The sequence below is a fragment of the Pseudomonas sp. DW-iso3 genome, from assembly GCF_058725305.1.
Window position 1 is genome coordinate 1,123,689 of record NZ_JBZXDZ010000001.1, and the last position, 21,475, is coordinate 1,145,163.

The 21,475-nt window shown below is 60.5% G+C and carries 22 protein-coding genes; 10 read left to right on the plus strand and 12 right to left on the minus strand.

The features are described from left to right. Window positions 1–18 precede the first annotated feature (18 nt). Window positions 19–504 carry a glutathione peroxidase gene (locus AC4PS7_RS05230; RefSeq protein WP_010211834.1) on the plus strand — a complete coding sequence of 162 codons (486 nt, stop codon included), beginning with the start codon at window positions 19–21 and terminating at the stop codon, window positions 502–504. After that, the gene (locus AC4PS7_RS05235; protein WP_010211832.1) at window positions 501–980 is read left to right on the plus strand and encodes a MarR family winged helix-turn-helix transcriptional regulator; all 480 of its coding nucleotides are present in this window, start codon (window positions 501–503) and stop codon (window positions 978–980) included. Before AC4PS7_RS05230 ends, AC4PS7_RS05235 begins: the two co-directional genes overlap by 4 nt. On the opposite strand, the gene AC4PS7_RS05240 is transcribed toward AC4PS7_RS05235, so the two are convergent. Next, complete coding sequence (locus AC4PS7_RS05240) at window positions 934–3,243, minus strand: hybrid sensor histidine kinase/response regulator (RefSeq protein WP_029529199.1); 2,310 nt, start codon at window positions 3,241–3,243, stop codon at window positions 934–936. The genes AC4PS7_RS05235 and AC4PS7_RS05240 overlap by 47 nt on opposite strands. Before the next feature lie 164 nt (window positions 3,244–3,407). Here AC4PS7_RS05240 and AC4PS7_RS05245 point away from each other — a divergent pair, with 164 nt between their 5' ends. Beyond that, on the plus strand, window positions 3,408–4,298 hold the full coding sequence (locus AC4PS7_RS05245) for an ATP-binding protein (RefSeq protein ID WP_010211829.1): 891 nt from the start codon (window positions 3,408–3,410) through the stop codon (window positions 4,296–4,298). Further along, window positions 4,295–4,777 (plus strand): GAF domain-containing protein, encoded by a 483-nt coding sequence (locus tag AC4PS7_RS05250; protein ID WP_010211827.1) that lies wholly within the window; start codon window positions 4,295–4,297, stop codon window positions 4,775–4,777. The genes AC4PS7_RS05245 and AC4PS7_RS05250 overlap by 4 nt, the downstream gene beginning before the upstream one ends. 38 nt (window positions 4,778–4,815) lie before the next feature. Here the strand turns inward: AC4PS7_RS05250 and AC4PS7_RS05255 are convergent, their stop codons facing one another. From AC4PS7_RS05255 to AC4PS7_RS05290, 8 genes are all read right to left on the minus strand, one after another. Continuing rightward, complete coding sequence (locus tag AC4PS7_RS05255; protein ID WP_029529198.1) at window positions 4,816–8,451, minus strand: transporter substrate-binding domain-containing protein; 3,636 nt, start codon at window positions 8,449–8,451, stop codon at window positions 4,816–4,818. 8 nt (window positions 8,452–8,459) lie between these two features. Next, a complete protein-coding gene (locus AC4PS7_RS05260; protein ID WP_010211823.1) occupies window positions 8,460–9,083 on the minus strand; it encodes a response regulator transcription factor in 624 nt (207 codons plus the stop codon). A gap of 240 nt (window positions 9,084–9,323) precedes the next feature. Further along, entirely contained in the window at window positions 9,324–9,713 is a 390-nt protein-coding gene (locus AC4PS7_RS05265) for a response regulator (RefSeq protein ID WP_021492236.1), read from the minus strand. Window positions 9,714–9,861: 148 nt separating this feature from the next. Next, the gene (locus AC4PS7_RS05270) at window positions 9,862–11,193 is read right to left on the minus strand and encodes a deoxyguanosinetriphosphate triphosphohydrolase (protein ID WP_010211819.1); all 1,332 of its coding nucleotides are present in this window, start codon (window positions 11,191–11,193) and stop codon (window positions 9,862–9,864) included. A gap of 71 nt (window positions 11,194–11,264) precedes the next feature. Next, window positions 11,265–12,428, minus strand: coding sequence for an EAL domain-containing protein (locus AC4PS7_RS05275; RefSeq protein ID WP_042570788.1), 1,164 nt, complete (start codon window positions 12,426–12,428; stop codon window positions 11,265–11,267). Window positions 12,429–12,519: 91 nt separating this feature from the next. Then, window positions 12,520–12,861 (minus strand): hypothetical protein, encoded by a 342-nt coding sequence (locus AC4PS7_RS05280; RefSeq protein WP_042570789.1) that lies wholly within the window; start codon window positions 12,859–12,861, stop codon window positions 12,520–12,522. Further along, window positions 12,858–13,241: a phage holin family protein gene (locus AC4PS7_RS05285; RefSeq protein ID WP_021492234.1), complete on the minus strand. Its 384-nt coding sequence runs from the start codon at window positions 13,239–13,241 to the stop codon at window positions 12,858–12,860. The genes AC4PS7_RS05280 and AC4PS7_RS05285 overlap by 4 nt, the downstream gene beginning before the upstream one ends. A 2-nt stretch (window positions 13,242–13,243) precedes the next feature. Further along, window positions 13,244–13,558: an ElaB/YgaM/YqjD family protein gene (locus tag AC4PS7_RS05290; RefSeq protein WP_010211812.1), complete on the minus strand. Its 315-nt coding sequence runs from the start codon at window positions 13,556–13,558 to the stop codon at window positions 13,244–13,246. A gap of 342 nt (window positions 13,559–13,900) precedes the next feature. Between AC4PS7_RS05290 and AC4PS7_RS05295 the strand changes: the two genes are divergently transcribed. Continuing rightward, complete coding sequence (locus AC4PS7_RS05295) at window positions 13,901–15,109, plus strand: ammonium transporter (RefSeq protein ID WP_010211811.1); 1,209 nt, start codon at window positions 13,901–13,903, stop codon at window positions 15,107–15,109. Here AC4PS7_RS05295 and AC4PS7_RS05300 read toward each other — a convergent pair. Next, a complete protein-coding gene (locus tag AC4PS7_RS05300) occupies window positions 15,096–16,832 on the minus strand; it encodes a cation:proton antiporter (protein WP_021492232.1) in 1,737 nt (578 codons plus the stop codon). The genes AC4PS7_RS05295 and AC4PS7_RS05300 overlap by 14 nt on opposite strands. A gap of 150 nt (window positions 16,833–16,982) precedes the next feature. Here AC4PS7_RS05300 and AC4PS7_RS05305 point away from each other — a divergent pair, with 150 nt between their 5' ends. The 3 genes from AC4PS7_RS05305 (at window position 16,983) to AC4PS7_RS05315 (ending at window position 18,593) form a co-directional block, all read left to right on the plus strand. Next, on the plus strand, window positions 16,983–17,219 hold the full coding sequence (locus AC4PS7_RS05305) for a glutaredoxin family protein (protein ID WP_010211808.1): 237 nt from the start codon (window positions 16,983–16,985) through the stop codon (window positions 17,217–17,219). A 74-nt stretch (window positions 17,220–17,293) separates the two neighbouring features. Further along, window positions 17,294–17,629, plus strand: a complete 336-nt coding sequence (locus AC4PS7_RS05310; protein ID WP_021492231.1) for a hypothetical protein — start codon at window positions 17,294–17,296, stop codon at window positions 17,627–17,629. A gap of 73 nt (window positions 17,630–17,702) precedes the next feature. Beyond that, the gene (locus tag AC4PS7_RS05315; protein WP_010211806.1) at window positions 17,703–18,593 is read left to right on the plus strand and encodes a pseudouridine synthase; all 891 of its coding nucleotides are present in this window, start codon (window positions 17,703–17,705) and stop codon (window positions 18,591–18,593) included. Between the two features lie 55 nt (window positions 18,594–18,648). On the opposite strand, the gene AC4PS7_RS05320 is transcribed toward AC4PS7_RS05315, so the two are convergent. Further along, window positions 18,649–18,870, minus strand: a complete 222-nt coding sequence (locus tag AC4PS7_RS05320) for a YgdI/YgdR family lipoprotein (RefSeq protein ID WP_010211805.1) — start codon at window positions 18,868–18,870, stop codon at window positions 18,649–18,651. 79 nt (window positions 18,871–18,949) lie between these two features. Continuing rightward, window positions 18,950–19,552: a molybdenum cofactor guanylyltransferase MobA gene (gene mobA / locus AC4PS7_RS05325; RefSeq protein WP_021492229.1), complete on the minus strand. Its 603-nt coding sequence runs from the start codon at window positions 19,550–19,552 to the stop codon at window positions 18,950–18,952. A 76-nt stretch (window positions 19,553–19,628) separates the two neighbouring features. Here mobA and moaB point away from each other — a divergent pair, with 76 nt between their 5' ends. Beyond that, complete coding sequence (gene moaB, locus AC4PS7_RS05330; protein WP_010211803.1) at window positions 19,629–20,168, plus strand: molybdenum cofactor biosynthesis protein B; 540 nt, start codon at window positions 19,629–19,631, stop codon at window positions 20,166–20,168. Continuing rightward, entirely contained in the window at window positions 20,152–21,378 is a 1,227-nt protein-coding gene (locus tag AC4PS7_RS05335; protein ID WP_021492227.1) for a molybdopterin molybdotransferase MoeA, read from the plus strand. The genes moaB and AC4PS7_RS05335 overlap by 17 nt, the downstream gene beginning before the upstream one ends. Window positions 21,379–21,475 lie beyond the last annotated feature (97 nt).

Here is a 21,475-nt window from a genome sequence, read left to right on the forward strand (position 1 = left end):
CCCGATCGAGGCATTGCCATGAGCAACAACCTGCTGAGCATCCCTTGCACCACCATCAAGGGTGAGCAAAAGACCTTGGCCGATTTCGCCGGCAAGGCCATCCTCGTGGTCAATACCGCGAGCAAGTGCGGCTTCACCCCGCAATACAAGGGGCTGGAACAGCTCTGGCAGCAGTACAAGGACCAGGGATTAGTGGTGTTGGGCTTCCCCTGCAACCAGTTCGGCAAGCAAGAGCCCGGTAACGAAGGCGCAATTTCCGAGTTCTGCGAGCTGAATTTCGGCGTCAGCTTCCCGCTGTTCAAGAAGATCGACGTGAATGGCAGCGACGCCCACCCGTTGTTCGTGCAACTGAAAGAACAGGCGCCGGGCCTGCTGGGCTCCAAGGGCATCAAGTGGAACTTCACCAAGTTCCTCATCGGCCGTGACGGCCAGGTGGTCAAACGCTTTGCGCCGACCACTAAGCCGCAGGACCTGACCCAAGAGATCGAAGCCCTGCTCAAATGACCGTCTCCCTGGCTCTCGACAACCAACTGTGTTTCAAGCTCTACGCCGCGTCCAGGGCGGTGACTCGCGCATACAAGCCGATGCTCGATCAATTGGGCCTGACTTATCCGCAATACCTGGTGATGCTGGTGTTGTGGGAGTGGCACGCCGCCACGCCGGCGCAACCCACGGTCAAGGCGTTGGGTGAGCGCTTGATGCTGGATTCGGGCACGCTGACGCCGCTGCTCAAGCGCCTTGAGCAACTCGGTTTGGTCAAGCGCCAGCGCAGCGCCAAGGATGAGCGGGAGGTGCACCTGAGCTTGAGCGAAACCGGTGTGCAGTTGCGCGACCAGGCTCATGGGCTCAAGACCCGGCTGCTGTGTGACAGCGGCATCGACCTGAACCAGGCCGACGCCCTGCGCGATGGCCTGGATCAGTTGCTTCGGCAGATCAGAGACTTGTCGTCTTCGGCACCCACAGCTCCAGCAGGCCACTGAGTTCTTCGCGACGGAACGGCTTGGCCAGGTAGTCGTTCATGCCCGCGGCCCGGCAACGTTCGCGCTCTTCGGACAGCGCGTTGGCGGTCAACGCGACAATCGGCAGGTCCGGCCAGCGCCCGCTGCGACGAATCTGCCGGCTGGCTTCGTAGCCGTCCATCACCGGCATATTGCAGTCCATCAACACCAGGTCGAAGTGTTGTTCCTCAAGAAACTTGAGTGCCTCGCCACCGTGGGCGGCCACGATCACCTCACACCCCAGTTTGCTGAGCATACCCTTGGCCACCAGCTGGTTGACCGGGTTGTCCTCCACTAGCAGGATGCGTGCCCTGTGCACCAGGGGCGCGGTTTCCATCTGGATCGGGTCGAGGATCAGTTGCGCGTCGCTGCGCAAGTTACGTTGCAGTATCTGATACAGCGCATTGCGGCTCAGCGGGCGCGCCTGTTGTTGCAGCGGTGCGAGTGCGGCGACTTCTTCACTGGGCATGAAATTGCCATAGGCGGTCACCACCAGGATCGGTGCCGTGATGGTGGGGCGTAGGCGAAACAGGCATTCCGGGCAGTCGGTGATCAGCAGGTCGGGGGTTTGCCCGCTTAAATCTTCATCACGCGGGTAGCATCGGGGTGTCAGCCCCCAGTGGGGCAGCAGGGTGGTGAGCAGTTCCGTCAGGCCGCTGCCGGTGCTGGTGATGGCGATCACTTCACCCTTGAGCGGTGCGGGTTGTATTGCGGGAAGATGGGTGGGCAGCGGCAGGTCGGCGCAGAACTGGCTACCGAACCCCACTTCGGAGCTGATGCTCAGCCGGCCTTTCATGGCTTCACACAGGTTATGTGTCAGCGCCAGACCCAGGCCCGTGCCGCCGAACTGGCGAGTGATACCGGCGCCGGCCTGGGTGAAGGGTTGGAAGATCTTCACCTGGGCTTCCTGCGCAATACCGATGCCGGTATCGCAGACCTCGATACGTACCTGGCCTTCATGCGCGCTGAGGCGAACATCCACGCGGCCGAAGCGCGTGAACTTCAAGGCGTTGGACAGCAGGTTGCTGACGATCTGCCGTACACGGGTCGGGTCGCCCAGGACCTGGGCGGGAAACTGCGGGTCGATCAGGCACGTCAGCTCGACGCTCGGCGCGGCGTTCTGCGACAACAGGTTGGCGGTGTCTTCCACCAGCGAACCCAGGTCGAACGGGATGCGCTCCAACTCCAACTGGCCAGCGTCGAACTTGGACAGGTCGAGGATATCGTTGAGCAACTCCACCAGCACCTTGCCCGAGTCATGGGCTATAGACAGTTGCTGGCGCTGTTCGGCGTTGAGTGGGCTGTCGAGTGACAGCGCGATCATCCCCAGCAGGCCGTTGAGCGGTGTGCGGATTTCGTGGCTCATGTTGGCCAGGAACGCCGCCCGTGCCTGGGCCATGCCCAATGCATGCATCTTCGCCGCTTCCAGTTCATCGTTGGACTGGCTCAGCCGCTGGTTGCTGGCTTTGAGCTCCAGGGTACGGGCAGAGACGATGTCTTCCAGTTGCCCGAGGTATTCGGTGAGCCGATCTTCAGCGTGACGACGTTGCTGGATCTCCGTCTCCATGTTTTCAAACTGCTGATTGGCAACGTTCACCAGCACGCCGATTTCGTCGTGCTCATGGCCCGGTGGGCAATCCAGGCGTGCCTGTTTGCGGTTGCTCAATTCGCGGATGATACGTACCAGGGGCTGGGTCAACATCACGTAGAACAAACCCAGCAAGATGCCGGTCAGTAACAGGCTGCGGACGAAGCCGTTGAGGAGGGTGACCTCCGCGCGGCGCAGGAAGCGGCTACCAAAGGCATAGGTGTCCACGTCCAGGCGTAGCACGCCGAGGGACTCGTTGGGCATATGGCTGAGGAACAATCGGTCTTCAAACTGGCGGTTGGCACCGAACAGGAAGTCGCTGACCGGGCGGTAGGAGCTTTCTTTGCGTGGGCGGTCGACATCGGCCAACACCACACCGTTGTTGTCGATCAACTGGGCATGAATGATGGCGGGGGAGTGCAGCAGGCCCAGGGTCAGTTCCTGAGCCAGTTCGGCGTCGATGTTATAGGCGATGCGTGAGGCGGGGTTATGGCTGATTTCGATCAGCGAGCGAATTTCGCGGTTGATGGATGCGTCTTCGCTGGCATAATCAATGCCGATTTGGATCAGGCTGAGCAAGGTTCCCAAGACGAAACCGACCAGCACAGTCAATCTGGCTTGTTTATAAGACAAGCGGTGGGCGAACTTGATATCCATCGAGTGTTGAACCACTTCACGTTTCCCTTCGCCCGGCAAGCATAGCTGAACATCCACAGGCTCTGGCTTACCCGGCATGAATCGTTTTTTTACGCAGCCTCGTGCGGTCTGCCGCAGGGTTGCCAATACGCCATCTTTTGCAAGAACTTGCCAGAGGAATAATCGTGGATTCTCGATTGGATGCCTTTCTTGAACGGGCCGACGCAGTGCTAGCCCGCCTGGAACCCTTGTTGCCCGCGCCGCGTCAAGCCATTGATTGGAACCAATGCCTGGCTGCCCGCTGGCAGCGTGAGGGCCGCAGTGGTTTCTTGTTGCCGCTGGACGTGAGCCTGGAGATGCGCCTGTCCGACCTGATCGGTGTGGACAAGCAACGTGAAACACTGGCACGCAACACTCAGCAATTCATCGACGGCCTGCCCGCCAACCACGCCTTGCTGTGGGGTTCGCGTGGCACTGGCAAATCGTCCATGGTGCGTGCCTTGCTCGCCCAGCATGCCAAGGCCGGTTTGCGCCTGATCGAAATCGAGCGCGACCATTTGGCCGACCTGCCGCGTGTGGTCGAGCAACTGGTCAAGCTGCCGCAGCGGTTTATCCTGTTCTGCGATGACCTGTCATTCGAGGCCGGTGAAGGCGATTACCGCGTACTGAAAAGCGTACTGGACGGCTCACTCGAACAGGCCCCGGAAAACGTACTGCTGTATGCCACCTCCAACCGCCGCCACCTGGTGCCGGAAAACCAGAGCGACAATGACAACTGGAAACGCGTGGATGGTGAGTTGCACCCAAGCGAAGCGGTAGAGGACAAGATTGCCTTGTCCGATCGGTTTGGTTTGTGGCTGTCGTTCTATCCGTTTACCCAGGAGCATTTCCTGGATGTGGTGGAGCACTGGATCGGCGAGCTGGCGAGCAAGGCCGGTTTGCAGTGGCAGCGCGATGAAGCCCTCGACATCCTCGCCGTACGCTGGGCAACCGGCCGTGGCAACCGCAACGGCCGCTGCGCTTACCAGTTCGCCCGTTACTGGGTGGGCCTCAAATTGCTGGAGCGTCAACCATGATCGACCTACAAAGCGCCGGTACCGGCCTGAATGGCTATGCCATGCTGTGCGCGCAGTTGGAGTCGCTGCTGGCCGATGAGCGGGATTTCATCGCCAATAGCGCGCAGTTCTCTGCGTTCCTGTTCAACCAGCTGGACGACTTGAACTGGGCCGGTTTCTACCTCAACCGTAACGAAGAACTGGTGCTGGGCCCGTTCCAGGGCCAGATCGCCTGTGTGCGCATTCCATTCGGCCGTGGCGTGTGCGGCGCGGCAGCGGCAACGCGCCAAACCCAGCGGGTGGAGGACGTGCACGAGTTTCCCGGGCATATTGCCTGTGACAGCGCCTCGAACAGCGAACTGGTGGTGCCTCTGGTCAAGGACGGCAAGCTGATTGGCGTCCTTGACCTCGACAGCCCATCGCTGTCGCGTTTTACCCTTGAGGACCAGGCGGGTATTGAACAACTGGCGGCGATTTTCCTGAAATTGACCGACTGCTGACGGTTCCATCGGGGGCGAGCCGGGAGGCTCGCTCCCGCCTATTGCTCTGTCGTTAAACTGTCCAGTTGCATTCGCAGCTGCCTTTCCAGTTCAAGCATGCATTTTTCCAGAGTCTTGATGCCGGTTTCGATCAGTGGCAGTTCATCACCTCGGGCACACCCCTGTTCCAGCGCTTCGCACTGAGCGGCCAGTACGCTGGCTTGCACAATGCGCGCGGCGCCCTTGATCTTGTGCGCCTGTTCGATGATGTCTTGGAGTGGCGCCTGTCGAGCCACTAGCGCAATTATTTCCTGGCGGTCATGCGCGCTGCTGCTCAACAACTCCTCCAGCAGGCGCCGGCTCAGTTGCGGGTCGCCTCCCGTCAACGCGTCCAAGCTGCTCAGATCCAGCAGTGTACTGGTGGGGTGTGGACCGATCTGCGCCAGCTGTCGCTCCAGTATCGTGAGGCTGATGGGTTTGAACAGGCAGTCGTTCATTCCCGCTTCAGCGCAGCGCCGCTTCTCTTCCGGTTGGGCATTGGCCGTGAAACCCAGTATGACGCAAGGGGGCAACTGCTCGCGTTGTTCGTATTCACGGATGGACCGGCTTAACTCATAACCGTTCATGATGGGCATGTTGCAGTCGGCGATGACCAGGTCGAAGTGTTCCTGGCGCCAAGCCTGGAAGCCGGCCGCGCCATGCTGGGCAGCCGTGAACTGGTGGCCGAGGTAACCCAGTTGCTGGCACATCAGCAAGCGGTTCGCGGGGTGATCATCTACCACCAGCACATTGAGCACCGGCGCAGGCGTGGGGGTTGCCGGCTTGGGTTCTTCCACCGCATGCACGGGCTGCAGGCTGTGCATCTTAAGGCTTACGTACACCTGCGTGCCCACCATGGGAACGCTGCTCAGGCTCAATTGCCCGCCCATCATTGCGCACAGGCTGCGGCAGATCACCAACCCCAGGCCCGCCCCGCTGCGGGCCAGGTGCCCCGAGTTGTCGGCCTGGGAGAAGGGTTCGAACAAGCGCAATTGGTCTTCTCGGCTGATGCCTATACCCGTGTCCTCGACCACCAGCTTCATTTCGACTTGCTGCGGCAGGTCGGTAGCGTGCACCTCCACCTTGACCTTCACCTCACCGCGCTCGGTGAATTTGATGGCATTGCTCACCAGGTTCGACAGCACTTGTTTGAAGCGCAGCGGGTCGATCAGGACGTCGGTGTCGTCAAGCCCAGGTTTGAACTCCAGCAGCAAACTGAGCGTCTTCTGGCGCGCCAGGCCGTCGAACACGCGGACCACCGACTCAATCACGTCCTTCAGGTTTACCCGCTCGGGGGACAGGCTCAGTCGGCCTGACTCGATGCGCGCGATGTCGAGGATATCGCCGATCAGCTCCAGCAGGTCCTTGGCCGAGTGGTAGGCAACCTCGATGGCCGGGCGATCCAGATGGCCCTGATCTGCTCGCTTGAGGGTCAGTTCCAGCATGCCGATGACGGCGTTCATCGGTGTGCGTATTTCGTGGCTCATGGTCGCAAGGAAGGTACTTTTGGCGCGGTTGGCCTCATCGGCACGCTCCTTGGCCGCGCGCAGCTCATCGAACAGTTGGCGCCGTTCGCTGATGTCGATCCAGCCTCCGATGATGCCCTGGACTTCGCCGGTCGAGTCGCGATAGGGGAGGATCCAGTGATAGATCGTCAGTTTTTTTCCGCGAATATGCAGGGGGCGATCCACGATCAGCGGGTTGCCTTGCGCGACCACACGCTGATAGTCAGCGTGGTATTGCGACGCTTCTGTTTCCAGTGCCGTACTGATCTGAAGGGCACTTTTTCCGATGACGTCCTCACGCTTGACGTCGAATACCTGCAGGTAGCTGTCGTTACAGGTCTGCAACAGGCCGTTGCGGTCGCGTACGTAAATCGGATGAGGCGTTTCATTGACCAGCGCGCGCATGAATTCGAACTGATCGTTGAGGGCGCGCTCGGCCATCCTGCGATGTTGTATCTGGCGGCGCATGTAGGCGTTCCAGGCCAGCGAGATCAATAGCAGCAGCCCGGTGCCGATGATGATCTGGGCAATCAAGTCGTTGTAGTCGCGCCAGTAGCTGTCGGAGGCGGCGGTGTAGCCTCGCCAGCGGCTGTTGATCACACCGAGCTCATCCGGAGCGATACTGAGCAGCGCCTTGTCCAGGATCGAGCTCAATTCCGTGGCGTCGCGTGAGGTGGCCAGCGCGAAAAGGGCTGGCAGGGTGCCGATGCTGGTGCCGATCTGTAATCTGTCCTGGAAGACGTGTGAAGACAGCAAGTAGTTGGCGACCACCAGTGAGTTCACCGCACCCTCAACGTGGCCTTGCGCGAGTAATTCCGCAGCCTTGAAGGTGTCACTGGTTTCCACCAGTTGGATATGTGGGAAGTCCTTGCGAAGAGTGACTTCGAGCGGGTTACCCTGGGTGATCGCCAGACGTTTGCCGGCCATTTGTTCCAGGTTCAACGGGGCGTCAGGCTCTTTGCGCGTCAGCAGTACGTAGGAGTTTTCCAGGTAGGGACGGCTGAAGTTCAACTGCGTCTCTCGCTCACTGCTGGGCACAATGGCGCCGATGATATCGACTTTGCCGGTGTCGATTTGTTCGATCATCGCGTTGATGTCACGCCCGCGTTGAATCTCGAAGCGTAGCCCGGTACGCAGGCGTATCAGTTCCAGGAGGTCGGCTGTAATGCCGCGGAAATTGCCGTCGGCATCAAAGAACGTCAGCGGCGCAAAGGTTTCGTTGGCGATGACCGTGACCACGGGGTGTGCCTTGAGCCAACGCTCTTCGCGTTGGGTCAGTTGCAGCTTCTGATCGGTCAGCAGAATGTCGCTGCCGGCACTCCAGCGTTTGGCGATGTTTTCCCGTTCATGGGTGGGCAGTGCTGCCAGCACGGCGTTTACGATGTTCAAAAGGATGGGCTGGTCCTGGCGCAGGGCAAAACTAAATCCGTAGGCTTCGTGCTTGCCGAAGTTGGCCATATGGATATTTTTCAGGTAACCCTTGTTGATCATGTAATGGGTGGAAATGGTATCGCCAAGAAACACATCGGCCTGGTCGAATGCGACGGCATTCAACGCATTCTGATAGGAGGGATAGGCACGAATAATGGCCTTTGGATACAGCTTTTGTACCTCCTCCAGGGGCAGGTAGTGGTAGACCAGGCTCAAGCGAAGACCGGCCAGGCCATCGCTGAGGCTGCGGGTTTCTCCTTCGCGTGTTACCAGAACAGGCTGGTCCACGGCATACGGTGCCGAAAGGGTGAGCAATGGATGGGTGGCTTCAAAACCGTTGGAAGAACCCAGCAGGTCGATTTCACCTGACTCCAGTGCCTGGATGGACGCCTCCCGGGTCGGGTAGCGCTGCACCCTGACGGGTAACGCCAGTGCCTTGGCCAACACCCCGGCGTAATCGGCGGTGATGCCTTCATAGTCGTACCCGCTCGACGTGATATCGAACGGCGGGTAGTCGGGGGCTGCCGTACCCAGGATCAGCTCACGTTTGTTCTGCAGCCACCGGCGTTGAGTGGCGTCCATTGGCGTGTCCAGTTGGACGTTCCCTGCGCGGCTCAGTAAATTATAGTGCTCCGGTTGTGTTGCAGCGGCGAGCACAGTGGTGCTCAGGCACACGCCTGCGCTCAAAATAATGAGATAGTCCTTTATACACTTCGGCATCCGCTTTCTCACACCAGCGCGTTTCGTTTTGCCAGCTCGATAAGTTCTACCAAGGACTTTGCTTTCAGTTTTTGCATAAGCCTCTTTTTATACGTGCTGACGGTTTTGTTACTTAAAAACATTCCTTTGGCAATTTCCTTGTTGGTACGGCCTTGTGCAAAAAGTTGCAATACCATTAACTCTCGATCATTCACTGTTTTGAACAGCTCCAACTCTTCGTAGTTTGCTTCCGGTCCGCTCGTATTCAAGGCCTGGCTGGGAAAGTAGTTATAACCGGATAATACGGCGCGGATCGCACTCAGCAATTCACTCAGATCACCTTCCTTGCACACATAACCATCGGCACCTGAGCGCATGCAGCGAGTAGCAAACAGGGTGGGGGTTTGCGCCGTGAGGATAAGGGTCTTCATGGAGGTATTCATGGAGTTGAAGCGGCATAGCACTTCGAGCCCATCCAGTTTTGGGATTCCGATGTCCAGAATGATCAAGTCCGGAAGGCACTCGCGAACCATTTGTATCGCATCACAGCCATTATCGGTTTCGCCGACGACTTTATAGCCTTCGTGTTCCAGCAGCATTCGAATGGCCAGCCTGATTACAGGGTGATCATCGATGATGAAAACTGTGTTCATAATCATATTCCACGCAAGTGCAAATAAAGCGGGCACATTAGCTCAGAAGTTGAGGCGGGAGGATGAAGCAGCGGGGGGGAAGGTGCAAAACAGGAAAAGTCCTACAACAAAAACGGCTTAGGCTCACGCATTGCGAAGGCTTTGTGGGCGTTCATGTCGGCGCCTCAGGTTATTTGAGGGGTAAACCGCATGCCTGATGTTATCTAGCCAATCTCGGTAAGTTCTCTTAAGGCAGGATGTTTAATTTCCTACATTGATGAAAGCCATGAGTTCGTCCTGGTTCAGCGGTTTTGATAAGTAACCCAGCAGTGGCAGATTCCGCCGAAAGGCTTGCTTGCTCAGATACTCCAATTCGATCACGGGTAAACCACTGAGTAAAATGGCACCTGCTATAAAACATTGGCGGCTGGCTATTTCTATCAACTCCAGTCCAGGCAGGTCGGGCAGGCATTGATCGCACAGCATGAGATCGAAGGGGGCTTCGCCCTGCGTCATCAGTTGGATCGCTTGTTCAGCGTTTTCAGCCAGCGTCAATTGGTCGAAGCCAAAGCTCTTGAGCAGGCACTGGGTGGCAAGGCGCTGAAAGGGGTGATCCTCCACCACCAGGAGTCGAAGGTTGGACTTGAGCATAGGATGGGCACACGGTGAGTCAGATGGCGATTGGGCACGACGTAAAAGCGTGCGCGATTGTTCATCGTATGCTTGTACGAATTCGATCAGGCCGCTCTGTTCCCTTCGTAGGTAGCTTCCTTTCAGGGAGCAGGCGGTTGATCAAACGCTATTGAGGGCTAGAGCGCCCGGTCATCTCACGGGCCATCTCGGTGGCGTAGCTGTCGGTCATGCCGGCGATAAAGTCGATCATTCGCAGGAACGAGGTGTGCAGCGGCCACGCCGGGTCTGGCGCGTTGTTGCCCAGCAGATCGAGGATGCGTCGGTTCTTGAACGACGGCGTGCGTCCGCCGTGCTGCTCCAGGGCCGCACCGCAGAACGCATTCAGGAGAATTTCCAGGGTGGTGTAGGCGCCGATCTCGTGCAGCGTCTTGCGCTTGTCCTGGAAGATCTTCTTGCGCGCCATGTCCTTGGCATCCAGCACACAGCGCTTGGCCGGGCCGTGCATATGTTCTACCAAGTCGCCGGGCAGGGTGCCGGCGAGCAGGGCGTCCTGCTGTTCGACGAAGGCCTGTGCGGCTGCGTTGGTCAGATGTTCGATGGCCTTGCCGCGCAGGATTGCCAATTTGCGTCGGCGCGAGTCATGGGCGCCCAGTTGGCGATAGGTTTGGGGCAGATCGTCGCCCACCAGGTTCAGTAGCAGCGACTCGACTTCGGCGTATTCCAGCAACTCCATTTCCAGGCCGTCTTCCAGGTCGATCAAGGCGTAGCAGATATCATCCGCCGCCTCCATCAAGTACACCAGCGGGTGTCGGGCCCAGCGTTGTTCTTCGAGTTGCGGCAGGCCGAGCTTGTGGGCGATCTGCTCGAGGATCGGCAGTTCGCTCTGGTAGCAGCCGAACTTGTGCTTCTTGTAACCCAGGGAGTCCGCGTGGCGGGCGGTCCATGGGTATTTCAGGTAGGTGCCCAGGGTCGCATAGGTCAGCCGGGTGCCGCCGTCGAACTGGTGGTATTCCAGCTGGGTCAATACGCGGAAACCTTGGGCGTTGCCTTCGAAGTTGAGGAAGTCGTTACGCTCGGCGCTACTCATGTCGTCCAGCCAGCCGCGTCCTGCGGCTTGTTGAAACCAGTGGCGGATGGCGTCTTCGCCAGAGTGCCCGAACGGTGGGTTGCCGATGTCATGGGCCAGGCAGGCCGATTGCACCACCATGCCCAGATCGCTGGGGTCACACCAGTCGGGCAGGGCGTTGCGCAGGGTTTCACCTACGCGCATGCCGAGGGAGCGACCCACGCAGCTCACTTCCAGGGAGTGGGTCAGGCGCGTGTGGATATGGTCGTTGCTGGAGACAGGGTGCACTTGGGTCTTGCGCCCCAGGCGACGAAAGGCGCCGGAGAAGATAATACGGTCATGGTCTTTGTGAAACGGGCTACGCCCCAGTTCTTCCGGGCTGTGCAGCGGTTTGCCAAGACGTTCGCGAGTCAACAGGGTGGGCCAATCCAAGGCGGGTACTCTCCGTGCGGTGAATGACCCTCCCAGCTTCCCGGTTCAGCGTGCCCTGGGCAAGCGAAAATCTACAGCCCGGCCGCGTCGATATCGATTAACAGCAAACGCTGACCGTTTTCGAAGAATTGTCCGGCCGTGAGGCAATACTGGTTGGTGGTGGCGTCGCGGTAGGTCGAGGACAGGGTCAGGCGACGTTCTTCCCAGCCTTCGGCCAGCAAGTGATAGAAGTAGGGGCGCCATGACCAGTTGTGGCCCAGGTAGCGGCTATCGGACTGCCAGGCATCCTGGCGCCACTCGAAGTTGGGTGTCAGCTGGGTGCCATGCCGGTCACACTGGTAGAAGCGCAGCAGCCAGGGAAACGCCGGCAGTTGCGGCAGTTTGCTCAACGGTGCCTGGGCCTGGGCCCAGGTTTGCAGGATCTTCATCAGTTCGACCAGTTGATGGCGCAGCTGCATGATCCGCCCGCGCTCCGCCAGCTTCTGCTGGACGTAGGCCGCGCGCAATTGGGCGAAGCGCGGGACGAAGGCGTCGGCGGCGAACCAGTCCAACCGGGCCTGGGCAAACAGATAACCCTGTACATAGCGCGAGCCGCACTCCAGGGCAAAGCGCAACTGCGCCTCGGTTTCCACACCTTCGGCAATGATCCAGCAACCGGTCTTCTCGGCCATTTGCGCCAGGGCACGCACCACTTCACTGCTTGGCCCACCACGGGCAGCTTCCTGGAACAGGCGCATGTCCAGCTTGAGGATATCCGGCTGCAACGCCAGCACCCGGTCGAGCTGGGAATAGCCGGCGCCAAAGTCGTCGATGGCGATGCGCGCACCGGCTTCGCGATAGCGCGCCACCACGTCAGCCAGGCGACGGATGTCGCCACCCAGCTCGGTGATCTCGAACACGATGCGCTGCGGATCGACGCCATGGTGCTGGATCTGTTTGAGGCTCGGCAGGGCCTGGCCCGGTCGCAGGCGATTGATCCAGCGTGGCGAGATGTTCAGGCTCAGGAACCAGTCTTTGGGGGCTTCATGCAAGCGGCTCAGCGCATTGTCGCGAATCTGTCGGTCGAGTCGGCGCAAGGTTGCGCCCGGTGTGCGCGGGTCAGCGAACAGCGGGCCTACGGACTGCAGGCGACCGTCAGCCTGACGCAGACGGCCCAGGGCCTCGACGCCGGCGATGCGGCCCGTGGCAGTGTCGATAAACGGCTGGAAGCAGGCGAGCGGTTGCCCGTCGATCACGGCGCCTCCTTAGAATGGTTGGCGAAAAAAGGCCCGACCCTCGAAATGAGGGCCGGGCCGTTTCTGTTAGCAAGAATGCAGCCAGCCAGGCTCAACTTTTACGCGAAGAGCCCTGCATGGCCAGTTTGATCAGCGGGATCAAGCCGGCACCGAGGCGCACCAGGCGCGTCAGGCTGCCGATACCACCGCCCTTGGCGCCTTTGCCGGTAAAGAAGCCCATCAGCGTCACCGCGGCCACGCCCCACAGCGGCGCGTGCTTGAGGCCGAGGCTGTCTTGCCAGTTATGGCCCAGGTTGCGCACCTTGTTCAAAGGCAGCATCAACTGCTGGGACTCGTGGCGAATCTCCTGACGGTGCATTTCCATGCGCAGACGAATCAACGCCTTGCGCATTTCCCGGCGGGAGGTGGTTTTCGGGATTTCAGTGATGCTCATGGCAGCAGGCGCTCCCGGTCATTGGCCAGCTCTTCGAGGGTGGCGTGGAACGGCGTGGACTCATCAAACACCGCCGCTTTCAAGCGCACCCCGCAAAACGCTGCGGCCAGGGTGTAGAACACGCACAGGCTGATGATCCCGGTCAGGCGATAACCGGTGTCCCAGACGAGGATCATCACCAGCGTGGACAGGCCCACCAGCAACAGCAGCGCAAACACCAGCGCCAGGCCGGCAAACAGCAGCAGGCTGACGGTGCGGGCTTTCTGTTCCTGCAATTCGATGCCAAACAATTCGACGTGGCTGTGCAGCAAGCCCAGTACGGCCGCGCCCAGACGTCTTGAGGTGGTGCCCGTGGACGAGCCCGTTTCGCCGATAGACATGATTAGCGCCTTGTGGCCAGCAGGCCGATCAGAAAGCCCACGCCGGCAGCAATGCCCACCGACTGCCAAGGGTTGGCTTGCACGTAATCTTCGGTCGCAGTGACCGCCGCCTGCCCGCGTTCGCGCAGGGAGTCCTCGGTCAATTGCAGGGTTTCGCGGGCCTTGAGCAGGCTTTCGTGGATCTTGCTGCGCAGCTCGTCAGCCTGGTCACCCGCCAGCACCTTGGTGTCATCCAGCAACTTTTCAGTGTCGCTGACCAGGGTTTGAAAATCCGCCATCAGTATTTCTTGAGCAGTCTTTGCAGTTCTTCTGGCCATGGGTATCTCCGTGATTGGCTGATCTGTACGTTTTCGAGTCACCGGCTTCGGTGAAGGTTCAGTGCAATTGTGTGGTACAGCTTTTGCTTTGCCTTGGTGCGCAGGCCCTGAGGCTTGCGCTGAATCTGGGCGGTCGGGCAGGAAGCCTTGAAAAACCTTACCCTAAATAACTGAAATTCGCGGAAAAATCCTATCGGTATCGGCTTGTTGTGTTGATCGCTGCGCTAAAGCGGTTCACGCCCTCTTAAGAGGGGTGGGGCCGGCGGTGCCAATTTAGTGCGCGCAACCCCGGATTGAACCGCTTTGGTGCTTTTTGCCTTTATTGCAGGCCTGCCAACCTCCATGGAAAATTTGCACAGTGCAGTGGACACGCTCGTCCACAGTTCCAATACCCTGTTTATTCTGATCGGCGCGGTCATGGTCCTGGCGATGCACGCGGGCTTCGCGTTCCTTGAAGTCGGTACGGTACGCCAGAAGAACCAGGTCAACGCGCTGTCGAAGATCCTCAGCGACTTCGCTATCTCTACGTTGGCCTATTTCTTTATAGGCTATTGGATCTCCTACGGTGTGAGCTTCATGCAACCGGCGGCGGTGATCAGTGCCGACCATGGCTATGGTCTGGTGAAGTTTTTCTTCCTGCTGACCTTTGCGGCGGCGATCCCAGCCATCATTTCCGGGGGCATTGCCGAGCGTGCACGGTTTGCTCCACAACTCTGCGCTACGGCGTTGATCGTGGCATTTATCTATCCGTTTTTCGAAGGCCTGGTGTGGAACGGCAATTTCGGTCTGCAGGCCTGGCTGCTCGCGACCTTCGGTGCCAGCTTCCATGACTTTGCTGGCTCCGTGGTGGTGCATGCCATGGGCGGGTGGCTGGCGCTGGCGGCGGTGTTGCTGCTTGGTCCGCGCAACGGACGTTACCGCGAGGGGCGCTTGGTGGCGTTCGCGCCGTCGAGCATTCCGTTCCTGGCGTTGGGTTCTTGGATTCTGATCGTCGGCTGGTTTGGCTTCAACGTGATGAGCGCGCAGACCCTGAACAGCGTCAGCGGCCTGGTGGCGGTCAACTCGCTGATGGCCATGGTGGGTGGCACGGTTGCGGCCCTGATCATCGGCCGCAACGACCCAGGCTTCCTGCATAACGGCCCACTGGCCGGGTTGGTGGCGATCTGCGCCGGTTCCGACCTGATGCATCCGGTGGGCGCGCTGGTCACGGGTGCAGTCGCTGGCGGCTTGTTTGTGTGGTTCTTCATCGCGGCCCAGGATCGCTGGAAGATCGACGACGTGCTGGGTGTGTGGCCCTTGCACGGCCTGTGCGGCGTGTGGGGCGGCATTGCCTGCGGCATTTTCGGCCAGACAGCCCTGGGTGGATTGGGCGGCGTCAGCCTGATCAGCCAGTTGATCGGCACGGCCCTTGGCGTGCTGGTGGCGTTGGTGGGCGGCCTGCTGGTATACGGCGTGATCAAGCGCGTGCATGGGCTGCGCCTGAGCCAGGAAGAGGAGTACTACGGTGCGGACCTGTCGATCCACAAGATCGGCGCGGTCAGTCAGGATTGATCGGCGCCTCGTCAGCGGCGTCCGGGTGTGAGTAAAAGCCGTGCAGCAGGCGATAGCGGTTCTGCCGCACCTCATCGACTCGCGCCTGGACCTGTTGGTCCGGCAGGCCCAGCAGGATCAGGGCGTGGGAGGCGAGCATCAGGCTCGACTCCAACAGCTCGGGCACCACTTCGCTGGCGCCCGCGGCTTTCAGTTCCGCGAGCTGGCTGTCATCGCGAGTGCGCACCAGGATCGGCACTTCGGCGTTGATCCGGCGCGCCTCTTTCAACACCGCCAGGGCGACATCGCTGTTGTCCACGGCAATCACCACCAGCCGCGCACGTTCCACGCCGACCGCGCTGAGCAGGGCGCCGCGCCGACAGTCGCCGTAATGCACGCTGCTGTCTTCGGTGGCTGCTTCCTGTACGCGCTCCGGGTCGTCATCCAGGGCGATATATGCCTGTTGTTCCTTGCGCAGAAAACGCCCGATCGATTGGCCGACGCGGCCATAGCCGCAGATCACTGCGTGCCCGCGCAGCTCGGCGTTCAGCGCAGTGATTTCTTCCAGTTGCACTTGCTGGTTGGGTTTGCGGTGCAGGCGCAGGGCGATGCCAGGTGCGGCGCGCAACAGCAGCGGCGTGAGCAACATCGAGCAGAAGGTCGCCGCGAGCAACAAACCGTTGAATTCGTCAGGGATCAACCGGCTCTGCTGCATCTGTGCCATCAATGCAAAGCAGAACTCGCCACCCTGGGCCAGGGCCAGGCCGCTGCGCCAGGCTGTTTCACTGTCGCTGCCGCGCAGCTTGACCAGCACGGCGACCACGCAGCCTTTGACCAGCATCAAGGTAAGGGTCAGGCCGAGGATGAGCAGGCTGTGGCTGACAAACAATTGCAAGTCGATGAGCATGCCGATGCTGACGAAAAACAACCCTAGCAGGATGTCGCGAAAGGGCCGGATATCCGCCTCGATCTGGTGACGGTAGTGGCTTTCGCCCAACAACATGCCGGCCAGGAACGCCCCAAGAGCCGGGGAGAGCCCCAAGAGGTGAGTGAGCCAGGCGGTCAGCAACACGATCACCAGCGCCAGCAGCACAAACAACTCCGCTGAATGGGAGGCCGCCACTTCATGAAACAGCCGTGGCAATAACCAGCGACTGGCGAGCAGCAGGCCGACAAACAACACCACGGTCTTGCCCAGGGTCAGTGGCAGCGCCCAATACCAGGCTTGCTCGCCAGTGCCGGCGAACACCGGCACCAAGGTCAGCAGTAACACCGCTACCACATCCTGGAACAGCAACACGCCAATGGCGTTCTGGCCATGACTGCTGAAGATTTCCCCGAGGCTGGTCAGCTCCTTGCTGACGATGGCCGTGGATGACAGCGCCAGCCCAGCCCCCAGCAACAGGGCGATACCCGGCGCCACGCCCAGGATCATCAGCAACAGCCCCAGTAGCACCCCGCACCCCAACACCTGCAGGCTGCCCAGACCAAACACCACACGGCGCAGGGCCAGCATCTTGGTCAAGGAAAACTCCAGGCCCAGGGAGAACAGCAGGAACACCACGCCCAGCTCGGCAAGGTCGGGCAGCTCTTCGCTGTCATTCACCCAGTCCAGCGCGGTGGGCCCCACGGCCAGGCCGACGCACAGGTAGCCGAGCACGGGCGGCAACTGCAGCCGGCGAAACAGCGCAATCACCACCAGGGATGAGGCCAGAATGATCAGCAGGTTGGCAAACACACGCATCTCCGTTGCAAGGGGGCAGGCAAAAAGCCGCAAGAGTCGGTGAATCAGTTATAGGCCATGGTGACCTGGGTCAGGGTTTTTGTGGTGGTGGGCTTCATGCCGCCACCGGGCATAGAATGTTGACCTACTTTCTGATCAGGTCCATTCGTCATGCTTCCTGAATGCCAGCTATTAGGCACCGTGGGTTGCCATCTTTGTGAGATTGCCGAAGCCGAAATCATGCCGCTCGTCGATAACGGGTTGCTGGTCGAACTGGTGGATATCACCGACCCCGAGGACCTGACCGAGGTCTACGGCCTGCGGATTCCGGTGCTGCGTCGGGTGGACAGCGGTGCGGAACTGGATTGGCCATTCGACACACAACAGGTTGTTGCCTTCCTTCGTTAGGTTTATGCGATGGCAGGTTTCCAAATATTAAGTTACTGTATGTTTGTACAGCGATTGAAATAGAGGGAACGCCCGTGGTGAATGTCGAACAACTGAAAAGCAGCGTCAATCGCATGTCCGCCGACGTGGTGCGCGATGCGGTGAAGGAGCTGTGCCTCGATGGTCTGGTCACGGAAGGCAAGACGCCGTTCAACAAAGTGCACTTCAATACCTGTTTTGCCGAGATCGAGGCGCTGTTCCAGCGCGCCGGCTACCACAAGCAGCTGGATGTGGTGGGGTACCAGGGGTTGTTGTACGCGTTGTACGATCCGGGCCGTTGGGAAGCGGTGGATGTGCTGCGCTGGCTCAAGGAATTCACCGAGGCCGCCAGTGCCTCGCCGATCCTGCGGGCGGAGTTGGCCAAGGCCTGAGATCGGCCCTAGGCTCAATCCCGCTGCATGCGGGATAATGCCCGCCTGTTTGGTCAAAGGCGTCGAGCATTTCATGTCCACCTCCGGTTTTTCCGCGTCCCAACACCAAGCCAGCACGTTGTATCTGCCCCCCGGCCCTTGGGTGACGGTGCTGGATTGCCTGTGCGAGCACTTTCCGGCCATCGGCCGCGAACACTGGCTGGATCGCATCGCGCGAGGCCGAGTGCTGGATATCAACGGCAGCCCGATCGCCCTGGACCTGGCCTACAAGGAAGGCTTGTGCATCTACTATTTCCGCGAAGTGCCAAACGAGAAAGTCATCCCGGTGCAGGAAACCATCCTGTATGCCGACGAGCATCTGGTGGTCGCCGACAAACCGCACTTCCTGCCCGTGACCCCGGCCGGTGAATACGTCGAGCAAACCCTGCTGCGCCGTTTGATTCGCCGCCTGGATAATCCATCGCTGGTGCCGTTACACCGTATCGATCGGCACACCGCGGGGCTGGTCCTGTTCTCGGCCAACCCGGCCAGTCGCTCGGCTTACCAGCAACTGTTTCCCACGCGCCAGATCGATAAATTCTACGAAGCCATTGCGCCAGCACTGCCGGACCTGACGTTCCCCAGGGTGCATAAAAGCCGGCTGGTCGATGGCGAGCCGTTCTTTCGCATGCAGGAAGGTCAGGGTGTCGCCAACACCGAAACGGCCGTGGAGGTGCGCGAGAAAAAGGGCGATTTGTGGCGTTATGGCCTGTTCCCGGTGACGGGCAAGAAACACCAGTTGCGCGTGCACATGACCGCCCTCGGCGCGAGTATCTGTAACGACCCGTTCTACCCAGAGGTGATCAAGGACGCGGTAGACGACTACGCCAACCCCCTCAAACTGCTCGCCCAGGGTGTGCGGTTCATTGACCCGGTCACGGGTGAAGAGCGCAGTTTCCGCAGTCGGATCACCCTCGACTGGTAACCCCCGGAAACGACAAGGCCCGCGCGAGGCGGGCCTTGATGGCAAACGTTAAGACTTACAAGTCTTTGACGGTGCGAACCTGGTCTTTGTTGATGCGGGTGCGCTTGCCGTCAAGTTGTTCGAATTCGTAGAAACCCGAATCTTCATTGTATTTCGGGGTGTCGACGGCCTGGATTTCGCGACCGTCATTCAAGGTGATCACTGTTGGCGAGGCGCAACCGGCGAGGGTGGCGAGGCCCAGTGCAAGCATGAGAGCGGCGATGGTCCGTTGAGTCATGAGTCTGTCTCCGAGAGAATACTTATTAATAGCTGACCTTGTGACGCGTGCAGCGCCGACAAAGTTCCTTGTGCGAGGTTCATTCTGACACGCCCGATGGCGTCTGTAACAGCTCCGGCGTATTAAGGTTGGCCAGGCGAGGGTCATCCGCCGGGCATTCCAGACCCACGCCGCCCAGTTGTAGAAACAGCTTGCGCGGGCTGCGCTCACCGGCGTGCCACGCGCTGTCTACGGCGTCGCGCAGGCCGGTGGGGACGATGCAGATCAACGGTTCCCAGAACGCACCATGGCGCACCATCACCGGCAGCCGCGGGTTGCGTTGCGCGGTTTCACGCAGCGCCTGGATCAGCCCTGCGTCGATATGCGGCACATCGCACGGCAGTATCAGCAGGTGCGCATGACGTGCGGCGGCGAGCCCCGCCCGGATACCGGCGAGCGGGCCGGGGAAGTCCGGGCTGTCGTCATTCACCAACTGGTCGGCGTAGGCGGCATAGTGTTGCGGGTTGCGGTTGCACGAGATGATCAGGTCATCCGTGAGCGGTCGCACCAAACGTTGCACGTGCGCGATCAAGGGCTGGCCGCGCCATTCCAGCAAGCCTTTGTCCTGGCCGCCCATACGTTGGCCGCGCCCGCCGGACAGCAGCAGCACCGAGCAGGGCAGGAGGGATGAATCGATAGGCATAACGGTTCCGCAGCGGCAGCAAAAGGGGGGCCTGTGATATAACATCGGGCTGTTCCTTCGACAACCGGACCGTGCCATGAAAGCCAAGGCAGATGCGCCCTTCGTACCCCTGAATATCGCTGTATTGACCGTCAGCGACACCCGTACCCTCGACACCGATACCTCCGGCCAGGTCTTTGTCGACCGCCTGACTGCCGCCGGCCACCACCTGGCCGAGCGCGTGCTGCTCAAGGACGACCTCTACAAGATCCGCGCCCAGGTCGCTCACTGGATCGCCGAAGACGTGGTGCAAGTCGTGCTGATCACCGGCGGCACCGGCTTCACCGGCCGCGACAGCACCCCCGAAGCGGTGAGCTGCCTGCTGGACAAACAGGTCGATGGCTTTGGTGAACTGTTCCGTCAGATTTCCGTGGCCGACATTGGCACGTCCACCGTGCAATCCCGTGCCCTGGCCGGCCTGGCCAATGGCACCCTGGTGTGCTGCCTGCCGGGTTCCACCAATGCGGTGCGCACCGGTTGGGATGGCATCCTCGCCGAGCAACTGGACAACCGTCACCGCCCGTGCAATTTCGTACCGCACCTGAAACAGGCTGAGCCTTGTGAGTCCCGTGGGTAAGCCCGGCAAGACCGGCGCTCTGCTGCCGGTGGAAGACGCGTTGGCACAGCTGCTGGCCATGGCCGAAGCCGCGCCGATCCGCGAGCAGCAAACGCTGCTGCTGGCGGACTGCGACGGCCGTGTACTGGCGCAAGACCTGATCTCCACCCTCGACCTGCCGCCGTGGCCAAACAGCGCCATGGACGGTTACGCCGTGCGCCTGGCGGACTGGACGGGGGAGCCGTTGGTGGTCAGCCAGCGGATTTTCGCAGGGCAGGCGCCACAGCCTCTGGCGGCGGGCACCTGCGCCCGCATCTTCACCGGCGCCCCGGTGCCGGAAGGGGCCGACTGCGTGGAAATGCAGGAAAACGCCGTGGTTCACGCCGATGAGCGCGTGAGCTTCACCGAACCTCTGCACGCCGGCCAGAACATCCGCCCCCAGGGCCAGGAAACCACGGTTGGCGAGTTAGTGTTGTCGGCCGGCACGCGCCTGGGCCCGATTGAACTGGGGCTGGCGGCGTCCCTCGGTCGTGATCGCCTGGCGGTGGTACGCCGCCCGCGCGTGGCGGTTTTGTCCACCGGTGATGAACTGATCGAGCCGGGCTTGCCGCTGGGGCCGGGGCAGATCTACAACAGCAACCGACGGGTGCTGTGCTCATGGCTGGCGCGCATGGGTTGCGAAGTGATCGACGCCGGCATCTTGCCGGACGATCTGGAGCAGACCCGCGCACGTCTGGGCGGTTTGGGCAGTGTCGACTTGATCCTGTCGACGGGCGGTGTGTCGGTGGGCGAAGCGGACTTTCTTGGGATCGCCCTGCGTGAAGAGGGTGAGCTGGCGTTGTGGAAGCTGGCTATCAAACCCGGCAAGCCGCTGACCTTCGGCCACTTCCGTGGCGTACCGGTGATCGGCCTGCCAGGCAACCCGGCGTCGACGTTGGTGACGTTCGCGCTGCTGGCACGCCCTTACTTGCTGCGCCGCCAAGGTGTGCAGGATGTCGAGCCATTACGTTTTGCAGTGCCAGTGGGGTTCACCTGGCCCAAGCCGGGCAATCGCCGCGAATACCTGCGCGGTCGTATCGAGCAGGGCAAGGCGATCATCTACCGCAACCAGAGCTCCGGCGTGCTGCGCAGTGCGGCGTGGGCGGAGGGGTTTGTGGAGGTGTTGGAGGGGACGACGCTGGAGATGGGTGACCGGGTCAATTTCATTCCTCTAAGTGAAGTTCTGAACTGAACACAGGTCAAAAAAGTGGGAGCGGGCTTGCTCGCGAATGCGTTGGATCAGCCAGCGCATTGAGTGGCTGACACACCACATTCGCGAGCAAGCCCGC